Source organism: Candidatus Chloroploca mongolica (genome assembly GCF_004762035.2).
Classification (GTDB): domain Bacteria; phylum Chloroflexota; class Chloroflexia; order Chloroflexales; family Chloroflexaceae; genus Chloroploca; species Chloroploca mongolica.
On sequence record NZ_SIJK02000081.1, the window covers coordinates 1 to 16,437 of the forward strand.

11 protein-coding genes are annotated in these 16,437 nt (G+C 57.9%); 3 read left to right on the forward strand and 8 right to left on the reverse strand.

What is annotated here, in order from left to right; all coding sequences use genetic code 11:
- Positions 1–265 precede the first annotated feature (265 nt).
- A complete protein-coding gene (locus tag EYB53_RS23140) occupies positions 266–535 on the reverse strand; it encodes a hypothetical protein (protein WP_135481560.1) in 270 nt (89 codons plus the stop codon).
- Positions 536–711: 176 nt separating this feature from the next.
- On the opposite strand from EYB53_RS23140, the gene EYB53_RS23145 reads away from it, so the two are divergent.
- Both EYB53_RS23145 and EYB53_RS23150 read left to right on the forward strand, forming a co-directional pair.
- The gene (locus EYB53_RS23145) at positions 712–1,746 is read left to right on the forward strand and encodes an nSTAND1 domain-containing NTPase (RefSeq protein ID WP_167857566.1); all 1,035 of its coding nucleotides are present in this window, start codon (positions 712–714) and stop codon (positions 1,744–1,746) included.
- 4 nt (positions 1,747–1,750) lie between these two features.
- On the forward strand, positions 1,751–4,660 hold the full coding sequence (locus EYB53_RS23150; RefSeq protein ID WP_167857567.1) for an AAA family ATPase: 2,910 nt from the start codon (positions 1,751–1,753) through the stop codon (positions 4,658–4,660).
- Positions 4,661–4,705: 45 nt separating this feature from the next.
- Here EYB53_RS23150 and EYB53_RS23155 read toward each other — a convergent pair whose 3' ends face one another.
- The 7 genes from EYB53_RS23155 to EYB53_RS23185 form a co-directional block, all read right to left on the reverse strand.
- The gene (locus tag EYB53_RS23155) at positions 4,706–7,501 is read right to left on the reverse strand and encodes a DNA methyltransferase (protein WP_135481569.1); all 2,796 of its coding nucleotides are present in this window, start codon (positions 7,499–7,501) and stop codon (positions 4,706–4,708) included.
- A 228-nt stretch (positions 7,502–7,729) separates the two neighbouring features.
- A complete protein-coding gene (locus EYB53_RS23160) occupies positions 7,730–7,930 on the reverse strand; it encodes a type II toxin-antitoxin system HicA family toxin (protein WP_135481571.1) in 201 nt (66 codons plus the stop codon).
- 43 nt (positions 7,931–7,973) lie between these two features.
- Entirely contained in the window at positions 7,974–11,762 is a 3,789-nt protein-coding gene (locus EYB53_RS23165) for a DUF6079 family protein (RefSeq protein WP_135481574.1), read from the reverse strand.
- Positions 11,763–11,778: 16 nt separating this feature from the next.
- The gene (brxF, locus tag EYB53_RS23170) at positions 11,779–12,276 is read right to left on the reverse strand and encodes a BREX-3 system P-loop-containing protein BrxF (RefSeq protein ID WP_135481576.1); all 498 of its coding nucleotides are present in this window, start codon (positions 12,274–12,276) and stop codon (positions 11,779–11,781) included.
- A 275-nt stretch (positions 12,277–12,551) separates the two neighbouring features.
- Complete coding sequence (locus EYB53_RS23175; RefSeq protein WP_254151210.1) at positions 12,552–14,003, reverse strand: O-antigen ligase family protein; 1,452 nt, start codon at positions 14,001–14,003, stop codon at positions 12,552–12,554.
- 8 nt (positions 14,004–14,011) lie between these two features.
- Entirely contained in the window at positions 14,012–14,992 is a 981-nt protein-coding gene (gene glpX / locus EYB53_RS23180) for a class II fructose-bisphosphatase (RefSeq protein WP_167857568.1), read from the reverse strand.
- 144 nt (positions 14,993–15,136) lie between these two features.
- Complete coding sequence (locus EYB53_RS23185) at positions 15,137–16,006, reverse strand: lamin tail domain-containing protein (protein ID WP_167857569.1); 870 nt, start codon at positions 16,004–16,006, stop codon at positions 15,137–15,139.
- Between EYB53_RS23185 and EYB53_RS23190 the strand changes: the two genes are divergently transcribed.
- Positions 15,987–16,437: hypothetical protein (locus EYB53_RS23190; RefSeq protein WP_205712745.1), on the forward strand; the 451-nt coding region annotated here is incomplete at its 3' end. The genes EYB53_RS23185 and EYB53_RS23190 overlap by 20 nt on opposite strands.

The window sequence follows — 16,437 nt, forward strand, 5'->3', positions numbered from 1 at the left end:
TTTGATTGATTGGTAGATCATCTGATCTCACACCAAGCGTTGAAGTCGGCACTCCCTGTTTTCATTCTTAAAACCCATAAGCCGGCACTCCTCAGACACAAATCGTCTAGGATTGCTACAGATGTGTTCGCCATGATACCATATCTTGCGCATATTGTCCGCCTGAGCCAGTGCCACGCTCGTGTGCAGCCATGGCGTTTTCGGTGGGTTGGGGGCACTTTCTGCGAGACAGACTCATCCATTACAGGTGAAAACTATGGTAAAATTAGGGCAGCAAGTGCCGGAATAGTTCAACCAGCCAGGCAATCAGTTCGGGCTGGAGCCGTGCCGCGACGGTGGTGATGATCTGCAAGAGCCAGACTTGAAGCTGAGAGAGCCCATTGTAGTCGAGCCGGTCGTGGCGCGGGCCGTAGGTGTAGTGGTACATCAAGGCTCGCATCTCGCCCACCTCGCGCCCTAGAAAATCCCAGGTGCGTACCCAGCGGTAGGGCCAGTGAAGCAGCAAGGCAATGATGAGGAATAAAACGAGCAACATAGACCTTCTCCTGATGACTGAAGCCTGACCACCGCACCGGGGGATCAATCCGGTACCGGGGTGGACCTCCGGGCCACAGCGCTGCGACATGCCTAGCGTAGCGTAGTCCGTGTTGACGAAACAACAACATGCACCACGAAATATGTCGCGGCTTGCACCACACTTCCGAGGGTACAATGCATCAACCAATTACTGCCGACCCTGAAGCATTCCTTGCCCAGCTCAAAGCTGCCGTAGATGCCTATCTTGCACAGACGCAAGGCCGTCGCCCTCAGGGCACCAAAACCTGGCTCGCCGAGCAACTTGGGTGCGACCGTACTACCCTCTACAAATATCTGGACGGCACCAACCGCATTCCGCTCGCGAGTCTCCAGCTCCTCACCAAACTGCTCGGCCTCGACGAGACGGTATGCAATACGCTGATCGTCCTGGGCGGCTATGGGGTGGCGGTGCCGGTTGCTCCGCCAGAATCACTCACTGTTCCAGCGGCCTCCACGACAAAGATCGCCCCCAATCCTTTCGGACGCCGGGGACGCATTGATGACCCCGCTGAGTTCTTTGGGCGCGAGGAGTTGTTGCGCCAGATTTTTGAGGAGTTGGGCAAAGGAAGCAACCTTTCGCTGATTGGGCCGCGTGAGATTGGTAAGTCGTCGCTGCTCGCCATGATCCAGCATCGTAGTTCTGCTCAGCCTGGTATATCCAGCGAGGCAGTGCTCCAGATTGATATGCAGTTGATCCACAGTGATGAGGATTTCTTCGAAGCGTTGTGCGCCGAGCTCGGCCTGCCGCGACTCTACCGTGGGTATCATCTGGCTCGGCAATTAACCGGACGGCGCTATATTCTCTGCCTGGACGAGATTGAGAAGATGCGCCGTGACCGGTTCTCGGCTGAGGTGCGTCAGGAGTTACGCAGTCTGGCCGATGGTTCAAAGGCCCCTCTGACCCTGGTTGTGGCGAGCGGGCAACCCCTGGCCGAACTCTTTCCCGACAAGCTCAGCGAGGTTTCGCCCCTGGCGAATATCTGCCATCCGCTTGAGGTGCCACCCTTTAAGCGTGCCGAGGCGCGTGACTTCCTGACGACACGTCTGGCGGGCACCGGGATCAGTTTCGATGAGGAGGAGATCGCAGAGTTGCTCGAACAGAGTGGACGCCACCCGGCGCGCTTGCAACAAGCGGCGGCGGCATTGTACCGCCAGAAGACCAGAGGGTAAGCGAATGCCTAACTTCCCTACCTACCGCGGCGCATTGCCCGCTTGCCTGAACCCACTTAACCCGCGCCACTACCTGTTACTGGCGGCCTGGGTCTTCTTCCAGCCCACTGCACTGAAATGGTATCTCTACCAGGCTGCACCGGAACTCTATCAGGAAGCCGACGCAGGGTGGAAGAGGCTAGTAGGGAAGATTTGGCAGATCAAGGCGTATCGGCATCTCTGGCTGATGGTTCCAGGGTTAAGCTTTGTGCTGAGTAGTGTGCTCGCCGTAAGCGTCAACTGGTTGCAGGGTACACCAGTAAACTGGCAGGGCGTGGCGTTCGGCGTGGTGGTCGGCGTGGCGTTCGGCGTGGTGGTCGGCGTGTGGTCCGGCGTGGGGAGCGGCTTCAGCATGTTAGCCAGCGAGGCAGGCGGTGTGGCAGGCGGCGTGGTGGTTGGCATGGCGCTCGGCGTGGTGGTTGGCGTAGCGCTCGGTGTGGTGGTTGGCGTAGCGCTCGGTGTGGTGGGCGGCGTAGCGTTCGGTGTGGTGGGCGGCGTGGTGGGCGGCGTAGCGTTCGGCGTGGCGCTCGGTGTGGTGGGCGGCGTTGCGCTCGGCGTGGCGCTCGGTGTGGTGGGCGGCGTAGCGTACGGCGTGGTGGGCGGCGTAGCGTACGGCGTGGTGGGCGGCGTGGGGGAAAGCATAGTCGGTGGCGTGCTGGACGTCGTGTTGCGCGACGCGGCGGTCGGTGCGGCGATCGGTGTGTGGTTCGGCGTGGGAGCATTGCGCCTGCCCTTTTATCTCTTGCAGCTGTTCCCCGCCCTCTTTAGCCGGCGGCGTGGACAACATCCGGTGGTCTGGGACGAGTTTGGGGTGCTGCCCCTGCCGTTCAGCCGGGCTTTTTTGCTGCACCAGTTGCAGCAAGAGGAAGCGGAAGGGTTGCAACTGCTGGTCAGTGTCTCGCGTAACCCTTGCCAACGCTGGGCAGCCCAGGCGGCTTTGCAACACTACCTGCATAATCATGACCAGCCGCTTCAGGTACTCTATCGGCTTATTGATGCGTCCGTGGTGGATGAGTACCTTAACACACCAGTTCACAGGTATGACTGGGATAAGGGGCTGTCCGTACGCCAGATGCTGCTCGCCGAATTAAACCAGCGCTGGGTAGAGCGGTATAACATTGATAACCCACGCTGGGTCTACGGTCTGACCCGCCCATTGCGTGACCGCCGCGTCACCCCGCTGACCCATTTCGCCGGGATGTTGCACGATCTCCTGGAGGCGCAGGAGCAGATTGAAACGGGCGCTCAGCCCTTTGATCTGGCTCGCTGGCGGGCAAGTTACACCGATCTACAAGCCTATCCCGGCGGGGCCGAGCTTGCCCAGATGTTTGCGGCTATGGAGGCTTTTCTGGGCTACCGGCAGCTCAAGCAACTCTCATCCGCGTCGAGTCAGGTGTTCCACCCAGAGCAATGGGGTGATACAGCTGGCTCCAGGCGGTCAGCGCAGGGAACGGCAAACTCGTTGAGCGTTGCGCAGCACGCGATCGTGCGTCCAGCGGTGCTGACGGCACTGGGTCAACTCGCCGATGTCGGTCATCACATCAAGGCCTACTACGATAGCACCAGTCGCGCCAACAAGCAGGCTGCGCTGCTGCGGGCAACTGACGCGCTCAAAGCGCTTGATCAGGATGTCCAGACCCGCGTGATGGCACCCGAACAAGCCTTATTGCGCCGGATCATTCGCCAGTGGCAGGCGCTGATCATCACCGAGGGTGGGCTCGTGGGCCGGGCCGCACAGGCCGGGCCGGTCTCCAATCCTTATATTCTCAACAATCCGGCTGAGGGCGAGCGCTTTGTCGGCCGTGAGGAGATTATGCGTCGCCTCGAGGAGCTCTGGGCCCCAGAGGGTCGGATTCCTTCGGTGGTGATCTACGGCCACCGGCGCATGGGCAAGACCAGCATCCTGCACAACCTGGGGCGACGCTTTGGCCCCCGCACGATCATTGTTGACTTCAACATGCAGCGTGTTGGGCGGGTGCGTGACGAAGCCGGTCTGCTCTACCTACTAGCGCTGCACATCTACGACGAGGCTGTGGCGCAAGGTCTCAGCGGCCTGGAAGAACCAGTTGAAGCCGATTTTTCCGTCGAACGGCCCTACTTGAGCTTTACGCGCTTTCTCAAGCGACTCGATCCCGTGCGAGCCGGACGACGGCTGATCATTGCGATCGACGAGTTCGAGAAACTTGAGACCCAGATCGAGGCAGGACACCTCACCCCTGATCTGTTCGAGTTCTGGCGTGGCACCTTCACGACTTTTCCCTGGTTTGTCCTTGCTTTTGCGGGCCTCTACAGCCTGGAAGAGCGGCGCCACGACTACTGGCATCCCCTGTTTGGGAGCGTCACCGGCATTCGCGTCAGTTTCCTCAGCCCGGAAGCGGCGCGACGCTTGATCATTGAACCTTCCCCCGACTTTGACCTCGACTACGATGAGGCGGCTATCGAACACATCATCGCCCTGACAAACGGCCAACCCTTTCTGGTGCAACTCATCGGCCACGCCCTGGTGAGCCGCTTCAACCGCCTGAGCTTCGAGGAGGGGCGTGAACAAGCACGGCGGTTTGAGCGCGAAGATGTCGACCAGGTGATCGCCGCGCCCGAGTTCTTTCGTGATGGTGAAGCCTATTTCAGTGGCGTCTGGAACCAGGCCGAGCGCGGGCAAGCAACCGGTCAACTACAGGTATTGCGCACCCTGGCCCCGCACCCTGAGGGTCTCACGCGCGAGCAACTTGTGGCGGCCACTGGCTTGCCCGACACCGAACTGGAAGCCGTGCTGAAGCCCCTTGTGCGCCACGATGTCATCGCCCTCAACGGGACACACTACCACTTCACTGTCGAACTAATGCGCCGCTGGGTTGTCAAGCACCACCCGGCCTAGCGCTTGGGCTGCTGTTCGATCTTCTTCATGTGTGCACGAAGTTACCTACCCCACCCGCAGGCTTGCGTTATCGTAGTACATCAGCAGATCCGGGTCTTCCTGCACCACACTCTCTGGCAGCCGCTCGGCGACCTGAACGATCGTCGCGTACTCTTTGGCGTTCCAGGCCTGCTTGAAGCCAGCCTTGATTGCTTCGCTGCGGAATTGTTTGAGCTTACGGGTTCCTTCCAGATAGGTGGCAAACTCTTTCAGGAGACTCCGGGTGCGAAGTTGCTCAAGGTCGATGGCGCGGTTGGGATCGGGCACATACCAGCGATCGCGGGCGGCGTTGTTCAGGCGCGGGTTGGCGGTGGTCAGGGCACCTTGCTCGGCTGTTGCGGTGCCACGCGCTAGCTCGTCGGCGATGAGATCACGCAGATCGCTGCTCTTCTTCATCCAGGTGACAATCTGCGCCGGAATTGCGGTGGCACCGGTGTAGGATAGAAAATTCTCCTCGAGCAGCATGCGTAATTCGAGAAGTTGCTCATGTTTCGGCCAGGCATTGAGCTCGCGCATAAATTGCGGGGTCAATTCGGCAATCGTCTGTGGTTTGTTGGTCAGTTGTTGCTTGATCCACTGGATCGCCGAGTCTTCGCTGGTAACGTAGATTGCGAGTTGTTGTACCTCACGTACGGTCATGCGTTTGCGTTCGTATTCGGCGATCTGCTCGGGCAAGAAGTACATGCCGTCGCGTGGAGGAAAGCGTTGGGCCAGTCCTGCCTGGAACTCCTGCGCTGAGAGAGGAACCGCGTAACCGTGGCGCACGAAATAGGCCACGAGCCGATCATACAGGATGCGTGGGGTGCGTTCCACGATCTCGCTCGCCTGACCAGCTTTGCTCTGAAAGATTGGCAGGTAGCGTAGATGGTTTCTGATGAAATCCCAGGCCCCCATCTCACTACCCTGCGCTTGCGCAAAACGCGTTTCAAGCCCGCCATTAGGCTTATAGCAGGAAATGACGAGATCCTGCTTGACCGCCGTGGGAGTGGTGACAGCTTTGAAAGAGCCCATTTGCTTGTCTAAAGCCGCTACATTAGCGACAACGAATCCAGCCTGTGTTAAAGCAAGCTGAATAGCATTCCAAACGGAGGCTTTTGTATTTGAAAACTCAACCGTCATCCAACGGCCAGGTTTTAGTACACGATGCATCTCACGAAAACAGAGGGTCATCATGTTCGTGTAAATATCGATTGTCGCCGCGCCAGTTTGCTTTCGCCTGTGGATAACGGCCTCACTCTTCGTATTGGTTGAGATGCTTAACCAGGACTCCCAAACTATACTGAGATCTGAATAGATGATATTGCTTCCAAATGGCGGATCGGTAAAAATATAATCTACCGAATTGTCTGGAAGGCCAATTGCTACTGTTGAACCTGTGGTGCATATGCAATGATTTGGCTTTGCAAAACCAAAGCTCTTGAGACGTTTTATTTTGCCTTCAAGGGCATACCAAGGGCTTATTTCTGCTTGTACTGAACCTACATAGAGAGTGCCACTAAGTAGTTGATTGACTTGAGAAAAACCATTAACTCGATATCTATTTAATAACGAAAACCCCATTAAAACCGATTCAAACCAGAACCAGAGGAACTGACGCTCTCGTCCATTAAATTGCTTCATTGCCTCTTTGAAATACGAAACCATAATCAGATTACGTCGCGAAAAAAAATGGTCAATGCTGTAGATACCAAGACTTCGATAGTCACGCTCAAGCCAAAGATCGATATCCTCGTCGATTCGTCGTGTTGGAACCCAGTATGGCACTGCTTCTCGCTCGATCCGCTCAAGCACATCTAAATCATACTGATCAGGCTTCTTTTCAAAGCGTTCTTTGCCCACATTGTAACAAATGAGGACTGGAACACGGCGGGCACGTTGGGCAGGCTGCAACGTAACAGGATCCAGTATGGTTGATTGAGTTCTATTCAAAGATGCTTTGGTTACTTTTGTACTACAATGAGGACAGTATATTTCATTTTTTATTTCACCTTCTTCAACGGCTTCATTCCAAAAAATAATTTCACCTTGACAATTATTACATAGAAAAACATCAGACCATACAGTGTAGTTAATCCGACCTTGATTGCCATTTGTATGTATCGTGGCATACATCCAGCCATATGTTTGCTCAAAATCGGCAAGGAGTTGGCGAGCATCTAACTCGAATGAACTTCCATCCACTGGCGTATTATAGTTATACGCAATAAACGTCGCCGCTGGCGAGAGGTCACCCAGTATGGCGCGACGCGCACCCCATGCTGGCTTGCCCCGACCCGCTTCTTGCCACTCCTGTTCGATCTTCGCCTTGAAGGCTGGATCGGGATTTGCACACATCTGGGCCGCTACCCCCGTCATCCCTGTACCACAAAAGCCATCGAAGACAAGATCGCCTGGTTTAGTATAGTGCAGGATATAGCGCATAATGGCTTTGTGCGGCACTTTGGTATGATACGAGTGGGCATTGTAAATGGGGTCATTTTTTCCTTCGCTCACATCGGCAGCAAAGGGCTCTTTGTTATACGCCTCAGTTGCATCATACGGCGTGCCATACACGCGCACAAAATCCTCAAGAAACGGATTGGGGCAGGCGGTGTAGTAGGGCGGATCAGAGAGCGCCAGGATATCCTCATCGGTGCCAACGGGGAACCCTTCGATCGTGCGAAACGCGGGATCACGCAGCTTCTCGCGGAGCTTTTCAGTGAAATAGGCGCGGCGGGCCTCGTCGTTGGCAAAGGTCAAACCAAGGCACTCGACGGGGCCGGTTGGAGACGCCTGATCTGAGAAGAGTGGTGTCTGAGCCATGTTGGTAGTCCTAGACAACTTCTTGCATAGGTCGCACTCGCGGGCGAGGGAGCATCCGTCCCGTGGCTTGGAAGTGCCGAATGACCTCATCCACAACAGCGCATAACTCTGCGTACAGACGAACGGGATCGTCCCCGTGAATACCCGTTATGAGATCGGGACACTTGCCTACATACGTCTGATCTTCATCACTCCACTCAACCCATTTATGATATTGATCAACTACTTTCATAGTTTCACCTGCTCAATTGCCTGTTTGACCTGTCGCTCTTGATACGGCTTGGCATCATCACCATTCTTGCCGCTTAACGTCACTGCGCCAGGATAGTTCGAATGCGTAAATTTCCGATGCGAGCCTTTTCCACCAGGAATGGTGTAAAAACCAGCGTCCTGCAAGTCTTGAATAAGTTCACGTAGTTTTCTTGGCATGAGGTCGTCTAATTGTCTTCGTACCGCTTCAAGTATTTACATTTTACTCAATCGTCAGCCGGGTGTCACGCGGATCGTGTCCGCTCATGGTCTGGCGGAGGTAGCGCTCGAAGCGCTGCTTCAATTCCTCAACGGTGCAGGGTAAGCCGCCAGTTTGCAGCGCAATCAGCAGTTGGTCTGGGTTGATTGCCACCGTCTGCAGGCCGCGCAGCGCCTGGTTAATCGCTTTGACCAGACCCTCGGGGAGCGGGGTTGAGGCGGGATCGGTGGTCGTAAGGTAGGCATCAATGGGCCGACGTTCCGCCGACGTCATGGAGCTCATACTCTGCTGGGCGGTCTCGGATTGCAGATTCTGGCGCAGCGCAGCGTGCCATTGGCTCTGAAGGCTCCCAAGTTGCTCATGCAACATTTCCAGCCGTCTTGCTGCGGTTGGCCCGCCACTGCGTTGGGGGCGGTATCCACAGCGACAGGTCGGGCTATCGTCCAACATACCGACGTGAAAGTCGCGACATGCCGGCAGATCAATGACGGCCTTGCTCCAGCGATCCAGTTCTTGACCAGGCAGAATATCAACGGTGCGCAGGGTTTTCAGTTGATCAACCCGTGGGTCGCGCAAGAGCCGGGCGCGCCGGTCATCATCGGCCGGTCCAAGGACGTGAGCCGTGTGCAGTTCGCTATAGCACCGCATATACTCGCGTCGCAACTCCTCCAGCCGACGTCGCCAGGTCACAAGATCGACCCTGTCCTCACCACGAGCCAGCAAGCGCATCTCGCGCAGCAATGCATCGCGGGCGGCGTTCGCTTGCTTCACCCAGGCATCGTCAGGTTGCGGATACTCCTCAGGCAGCATGGCGCCTGCCTCGCTCAAATAACTGGTGAGCGGTTGAAGTTGGCCGATGACCTCAAGCACGTCCCGCGTTCGCTGGGCAACGAGCCGATCCGCAAGCGCCTGTTCCGTCTCGGCGGTGCTCAGGGTCATGTTCCGCAGCTTGCCAGGTTTGTCATAACGCGCCAGCACCTCAAGGAACTCTTTCGTCTTCTTGAGATAGGGCAGCAAGGCCGTCTGGCTCAGGGTCACGCTCGGCAGATCAGCATTGATCACCTGGCCCCCCTGGATCTGATAGGTAAACCGGTCGGTGAAGAGGGGCTGATTCCAGAGCGTGAGCCCACCCTGGACGTTTGTTTGCCACGCGACGACCTGACGCACCTCTTTCTGCACGTGCTCCCATAGCAGCGTCACCGCCTGCTCACGATCACGATCAATTGTGCTGCGGAGCAGTGCCGGTTGCAGGCCGAAGGCCTCGAAGATCATCGTCCAGACGGGCAGTGGCAGCGCTTTTGGCCGCCGATAAAACCTGAAATCGGCCAGCGACTCCAGCGCCACCGTCGCGGCGCGCTCGATCGTCCCGGCATCGATCAACTTCTCATCGCTCCCAAGACTCACCGTGATCTGTCCATCGTAGGCGAGTGCCAGGAGCACCACGGCCACCCATTCTGGCTCAAGCCCGAAACGGACATCTTTCAAGATCGGTTTCAAGCCACCAGCCACCTGCTCAATAACCTCACCTTGATTGACCACTTGGGTTTCGCCTTTGGCCAGCAGCAGATCAAGGAAGTGGCGGGCATAGGGCGAGTTCAGTGGCTTGATGCGATCCTCGGCATCAAGCAACTTCAGCCCATCCAGCACCGCTAGCCCCAGGTTCGTGCGTCCACGCCCAGCCAGAGCGCGGATCGCGTCCATCGCGCTCTGGCTCCGCGCCTGTTCGGTCACGGGCTGAGCCAGGCGCGTAAAGGCCGGATACTCGGGGTAGCGGGCGGCGAACTCGGGCGCTAGCACATGTGCCGCCAGCACACGGAGCAACTCTTCGAGGTCGCTGCTCGCGCTGCTGCGTGTTTTCGCCAGCACCTCGGCAACCGTCTTCGCGACACCCTGGTGAATAATCTTGAGTTGGCTGGTCAGATGCTGGCGGAGCCAGCCCAGCAACGTGTGCAGATGGCTGCGCGCCTTATCCTCATACTCCTGGCGATAGTTGGGCGACTCGGCAGCCATTGCTTGTGCGCCAGCATAGAGCCGTACCAGTTCCGTGAAGTCGCTCCCAAGCCCCTGGAGTTGGAACAGCACTTCATGCGCCTCGCCATCGGCAAGCTTCGCAGGCGCGCCAAACGGAGGCAGGAAGTAGAGGTTAAAATCGAGCGGCGGTTGCGCCGTACTGCGCTCACTTGGAAGGGTACAGAAGAGATACCCGGGCCGGGTCACCTTGCGCGCTTCCCAGGGGAGTTCATACGGCCAGATGCGCACATTCGGCACATAGGTACTGGTCGTCAGATTGAGCAAGCGCTGCAGCGCATCGAAGAAGTAGCGATTGAGATCACGTTCCTCCATGAACGCACCGCGTTCCGCGATCTTTGCATCAAAATCAACCGTCTTTTTGAGATTGAGATAATACTGACCGTTCTCGGCATTATGCGAGATATATTGCCCACTGACCGTGCGCATAATTTCTTTGAGCGCCACCTGGACGGTATCCGCCAGAAAGCCAGCATCCGCCTCGGGCATCGGCGTCCACAAACAGAGCTGATCGCGCAGTTCTTCCGCCGTCACACCCAGTGGCGCATAGATATCGCTGGTCGTCAGCCGATGCACGCTCAAGGCATGGATGATGCGGATCGCCATTGGCTGAAGTTGCTTGCGCGTATAGGCATTCGTGATACGCCCTTCCAGGACATTGCTCTTCTCCACAACATCGGCCACACCTGGGAGCGTGCGCAGACTTGGATTATCACGCAACACCTGCCAATAGTGATCGTAAGCAATCAGCCCGGGCTGCTCGACGGGGACAGGCCGATCCAGCACCGTCCGGATCGCCGCGCTCAACGTCCTGAGCACTTCACGCTTCTCGGCGACATAGACCCGTTCAAAGGTGTCGATATAGGCTGGATGGATGGGGAAGAGACGAGCGAACTCGTTCAAACGCTCGGCGAGCAACGGATAGAGCCCGGTAAAACCGCGCAGATGCGCCGTAATCCGCGCCAGTTGCTCATCAGACTTGCCAAGCAAACGCTCGGCAACCACATAGGCAATATCTTCGCGGGCAATGCGCACCTGCTCAAAGCGATCGCGCACCCGGCGCAGCTGCTCGGCCACAAAGGCAAAGCGTGGATTATCAAAGAGGGTTTCTTGCACACCGCCCAGAAAGCGCAACGGCGTCACCTTTGCCACCTCACCGAGCTCACGCAAGAAGCCAAGATCAAGAATGAGCGCCCGTTCCTCGCGTGAGCGCAGATAATCAAGCATCTCATCAAGCACAAACAGGATGCCCTTGTCGGGATAGCGCTCAGCAAAAACCTGGAGCGCCTCGGTCAGCGGCCCAAGGTGATTGGTAAGCTGCGACGCCGGCGGGAAGTGATAGGGCGTACCGACCCGATCGAGGAAAGCTTCAAGCTCGGCAAGCACAATATCGCGCAGACTGCGCTCAACCCCACCGATCTCTGTACGCACCACCAGAAAGCGCCCGGCAAGCGGCGCCAGGTTGGCCCGCACCGTCGGATGGCGCACCTGAGCCACCAGATCGCCATGCTCGGCCAGCGCCGAGATAACCGACATCAGGTGAGATTTGCCAGTGCCATAATTGCCAACGACCAGCACGCCCTTGTTATCGATCGGACGATCAATCTGCAACTGGGGAAAGACCAGGTTGACGAGCTGATCCGCCATGCGATCCGAGATCACATAGCTCTGCACCAATGCTGCCGCCGCCACTTTATCGTCGGCCGTATTGATCTTGATCACACTCTCGATGGGTTCAAACTGAACAAGATCGCGGTAGCGCATAGACAACCTCGTCGAGCTACAACGAAACAACGCATTCTGCCATGAGGTCGGTACTTCGCCAGGTACGATAGTGATGATGGGCTGGCACCGCATAGGCGAGGGTGCCAGCGAGGATCGTACCTGGCCAGAGCACGATGATCGTCGCGCTGCGGCTTACCTCGCGCAAAAGCCGGAGCGGATCAAGCTGAAGCGAGGGTTCAAAGAGCAGATCAATCTCGCCACAGAGCAGTGGGCCGGGAGCAACGGGACTGAGCGCCGCACACAGCACCGCGTGCGTGGTTTGAGCTCTCTGATGAGGGACAACATCACGTAGTGCTTCGCTCAGAACCGCGCCAAGCGAAAGAACCGGCCAATCATAGTGCTCACGAATGATAGCGGCAGCCTCGTGAAGCTGCCGAAGATCGGGATGGGCCAGGATGCAGCATGGGTAATAGGGCTGTACCGCAAGAAAGCGCTCGAGGGAAAATATGAGCTGTGCATGCTGTACCACGGTGCCCTCGCGTCGAACTGCCATATATAGCAGTCCTAGACTATGTGTGTCTGAGGAGTGCCGACTTTAGCCGGCATCCGGTGTACCGGAGTGCCGACTGAAGTCGGCTGAGCCGGACGCCGACTTCAGTCGGCACTCCCTGATTTATTTCTTGAAAGCTCAGGCAATAGTATAGCATATACGTCACACAGTTCCCATCCCACTTTATCATTCGAGCGCATGCGTTTCCGGTTTCGTGTCTCACCCATCGTTTCATAGCGCAATTGCGCATCAATGCCGAAACCCAAAAGCCGAGCCATTCACGGCGACGGTGAGGGTTGCGCATCTTCTCCATCGGTTGGTAGATCAACAACCGCCATTGCCATCCCCATCGTCCCCCAGAAGAGTGCGACCATATGGCTGAATTCGATATTGAAAAAATAGTGATCGGCCAGACCAACGGCCAGCGCGGCGACGATCCCGGCCTGACAGCCGAGCACCCAGCTGGCCCGCTCTTCATCGATCACCTTGAGCGCCTTGATGGTCGTGACAAACCAGGCCCCGATGGTGCCGAGAAACGCTGCGAGTCCAATCAGACCAATACGCTGCCCAATCGCCAGATAGATGCTGCTCACCCCGGCGGTCAGATCGAGATCGGGGGCCTGGCCGAAGCCAATGCCAAACGCGGGATAGCGCTGAATAATCGCGAGAGCGTTGCGGAATTCGGCGAGGCGCATCTGCTGCGCCTGGTCTTCAAATTGCACCCCGCTGACCACGCGGGCGACAAACTCCTCGCCAAATCCAAGGGTGAGCAAGAGGATCGCACCGACGACTCCGACGCCCACCATCACCCCCCAGAGTTGGCGGTAGCGCATGGTTGCCAGGTAGGCAGCGGCAAAGATCAGCCCGAAGAGGGCCGCCCGCGAAAACGTCAGCAAGAGCGCCACGGTCATCAGCGTCACCAGAACCGCGAGGCTCCAGCGGGGCAAGAGGGGGCGAACGGCGACCAGCTGCGCGGCGGCGATGGCGACAACGAGGGCGAGCATCCCGCCAAAACTATTCGGATCGACCGAGAAGCCGATGGCCCGTTCGAGGCCATTGACATCATCTTCGACATACCGCAATACGCGCCCGCTTGTTGGATAGCTGAGTGGCCCGAGGCTCACAAGAATACGGAGCGCCCAGGCATCATTGAGCGCCCAGAGGATCAACGCCACGAGCGCAGCCGCACCGCCAACCAGAATCAACCCGCGGAGTGCCTGTCGCGCCTGCGTGCGCGTTCGCACCGTATTCACCACACTCACATAGAGCAGCACGCCGAGAACAAACTTGACATAATTATGAAGCGTCGTCGTATCAGGCAAGCCACGAGCGCCAAGGATCAACGAAAAGAAGGTGAGACTCAGGAAACCAAAGAGCGGAAGCGCGAGGCTCGTGAGGCGCAGATCATACTGGTCGGGGCGAGCGAGCATACGCAGCACCCAGACCCCGGTGAGGGCGAGCAGGGCGAGGGTCAAGAAATTGGGGGTAATGATCGCCCGGAACGGCACCGTCGCAAACGGAATCAGCGTCACAATCGCAAAGACCGTCAATAACCCGACCTGGGTCGAAACGAGCATCAGGGCAGCGGCAAGCAGAGCCAACAACCCGGCAAACGCATAGAGGGGGCCAAACGCAGAAGCACCGCCCACGACCCCACCGAGGGCGAGGGCGAGGGCGGCGACCATTGCGGGTGAGCGTACGAGCGTATCACGTAAGGACAACGACTGCATAGAAACGATCATCCATAGGGCATATTGCTGATCCGCATCAGCTTATCCCAGCGGTGCGTTGCATCAATATAGCGCACCGTTCCTGAGCGTGAGCGCATCACCACACTATGCGTACGGGCACCACCGCCGAAATACTCAGTGCCACGAAGAAACTCGCCAGCGGTAATGCCAGTGGCGGCAATATAGACATTTTCGCCTTTGACCAGATCTCTTGTCGTAAAGATCTTATTTACATCAAGTTGCAATGCCTCGATCTGTGCCCGTTCTTCATCATTCCGAGGCCAAACCTTGCACTGCATCTCGCCACCGAGGCACTTGAGGGCGGCCGCGGTAATGACTGCCTCGGGCGCACCACCAATGCCCATCAAAATATCGGCAGGTGGATTCTCGATCGCTGTCATAATGCCTGCGCTCACATCACCGTGGAGGATCAGCTTGATCCGTGCCCCGGTCTCCCGGATTTCTTTAATCAAATCCTTATGGCGTGGACGATCAAGCACCACCACCGTCACATCTTCGATCTGTTTGCCGAGGGTACGGGCAACGGCACGGACATTGTACGCCACTGGTGCATTAATATCAATCACACCTTTGGCGCGCTCGCCGACGGCGAGTTTATCCATGTAGGCAATGCCCTGCCAATTATAGAGAGCACCGCGTTCGGCCATGGCAATCACGGCAATTGCCCCGGGCATACCTTCGGCGAGCAGGGTTGTGCCTTCAACAGGATCAACGGCCACGTCCATTTCAGGACCTTCACCTGCCCCAACGCGCTCACCGACATAAAGCATCGGCGCTTCGTCTTTCTCGCCTTCACCGATGACAACGACCCCGTCCATTGGCACGCTATCAAGGGCGTACCGCATAGCATCAACTGCTGCCTGGTCGGCGCGGATTTTGTCGCCGCGACCCATCCAACGACCACTGCGCAGGGCAGCGGCTTCGGTGGCGCGCACAAGATCCATCCCCAGATTACGCTCGATCCGCATCGGAAACCTCCGTTGGCGATTTGAGGCGATAGATTGGTGAATTTTAGCACAGCCTTGCCTTGCTGTCGAATAAGTTTCTGACCTTCCCAGGAGCGAGGGCGTCCCGCCCTCACTCCTGGGAAGGTCAGAAACTTTGTTCCCAGACTACGGCTTTTTCTGTGTTCTTTGATCATGCAGGAGGAACCCAGATGCAGCCATGATGAGGACGAGCCCTGCAATGAGCATCCAGGGCAAGGGTTGCTTCGCTCGTACAGGTTCGAGCGCGCTCGTAAGCTCGGTCGGTTGGGTTGTTGGTTCTGGATTGGCGAGCACGGTCTCGGTTGGAGGTATCTCTTCTTGCTCAATCCGTCCTTGATACAACGCACCGGGCTGAGCGGCATACGTTGGGGCAGGCCCTGGCTCGTTGGGCCAGGTTGCCGTAGGCATAGATGTTGCACGCGGGGAGGTTGTTGCCTCGGGCCTGGTTGATGGCTCTGAGGTTGGCTCGTGACTGCCGGTGCTGCTATTGCTTACAACGGTAGGTGTGTTCGCCCTCGTCGGCACCTTGACCATCCCGGTACCTGGTGACGGGGCCTCACTGGTACTCCAGGTGTTTGTCTGGACATTGCGCGTAAAGCTGACATCGGGCGTTGTTGCCCCAAAGCGATAGGAGTCGATCAACGCGCCATCTGGGCCAAAGAGCCGGACGGTATCACCGCTATTATTGAGGATAGCTCGTCCAAGCTCAATCACCAGATATGCCTCAGGTTCGATCATCCCCTCAAGACGTTGTGCCCCTCCATCCACTTCATCGTCCAGGCTCCATCCCTGTAGATCAATCGTTGCGGTTCCAGGATTATAGAGTTCGACCCACTCATGGGTGAATAGGTCACGTGGTGCTGCGAGGATTTCGCTGATCAGGAGGGTTCCTGCCGGATAGCTACGAGGCGTGGTGGTTGCTTCTGGCAGAGTTGTTGGTGTCCGGGTGGGGGACGGGGTGCGGGTGGGCGACGGGGTGCGAGTTGCAGTTGGCACGGGCACACTGGTGGCGGTGCGGGTGGGCGACGGGGTGCGAGTTGCAGTTGGCACGGGCACACTGGTGGCGGTGCGGGTGGGCGACGGGGTACGGGTTGCAGTTGGCACCGGCACGCTGGTGGCGGTGCGAGTGGGCGATGGCGTGCGAGTTGCAGTTGGCACCGGCACACTGGTAGCCGTGCGGGTGGGCGAGGGTGTACGGGTCGCCGTAGGCACGGGCACATTGGTAGCCGTGCGGGTGGGCGACGGTGTCCGGGTGGGCGAGGGTGTGCGGGTCGCCGTTGGCACGGGCACGCTGGTAGCCGTGCGGGTGGGCGACGGGGTTCGGGTCGCCGTAGGCACCGGCACGCTGGTAGCAGTGCGGGTGGGCGATGGGGTGCGGGTGGGCGATGGGGTGCGGGTGGGCGATGGGGTGCGGGTGGTGGTGGGCA

What these genes read in the sequence shown, in the direction of transcription:
- EYB53_RS23175 (WP_254151210.1), bottom strand. Translation starts at nt 14,003, where the DNA reads ATGCAGTCGTTGTCCTTACGTGATACGCTCGTACGCTCACCCGCAATG.
- EYB53_RS23150 (WP_167857567.1), top strand. Translation starts at nt 1,751, where the DNA reads ATGCCTAACTTCCCTACCTACCGCGGCGCATTGCCCGCTTGCCTGAAC.
- EYB53_RS23140 (WP_135481560.1), bottom strand. Translation starts at nt 535, where the DNA reads ATGTTGCTCGTTTTATTCCTCATCATTGCCTTGCTGCTTCACTGGCCC.
- EYB53_RS23145 (WP_167857566.1), top strand. Translation starts at nt 712, where the DNA reads ATGCATCAACCAATTACTGCCGACCCTGAAGCATTCCTTGCCCAGCTC.
- EYB53_RS23165 (WP_135481574.1), bottom strand. Translation starts at nt 11,762, where the DNA reads ATGCGCTACCGCGATCTTGTTCAGTTTGAACCCATCGAGAGTGTGATC.
- EYB53_RS23160 (WP_135481571.1), bottom strand. Translation starts at nt 7,930, where the DNA reads ATGCCAAGAAAACTACGTGAACTTATTCAAGACTTGCAGGACGCTGGT.
- EYB53_RS23155 (WP_135481569.1), bottom strand. Translation starts at nt 7,501, where the DNA reads ATGGCTCAGACACCACTCTTCTCAGATCAGGCGTCTCCAACCGGCCCC.
- glpX (WP_167857568.1), bottom strand. Translation starts at nt 14,992, where the DNA reads ATGCGGATCGAGCGTAATCTGGGGATGGATCTTGTGCGCGCCACCGAA.
- brxF (WP_135481576.1), bottom strand. Translation starts at nt 12,276, where the DNA reads ATGGCAGTTCGACGCGAGGGCACCGTGGTACAGCATGCACAGCTCATA.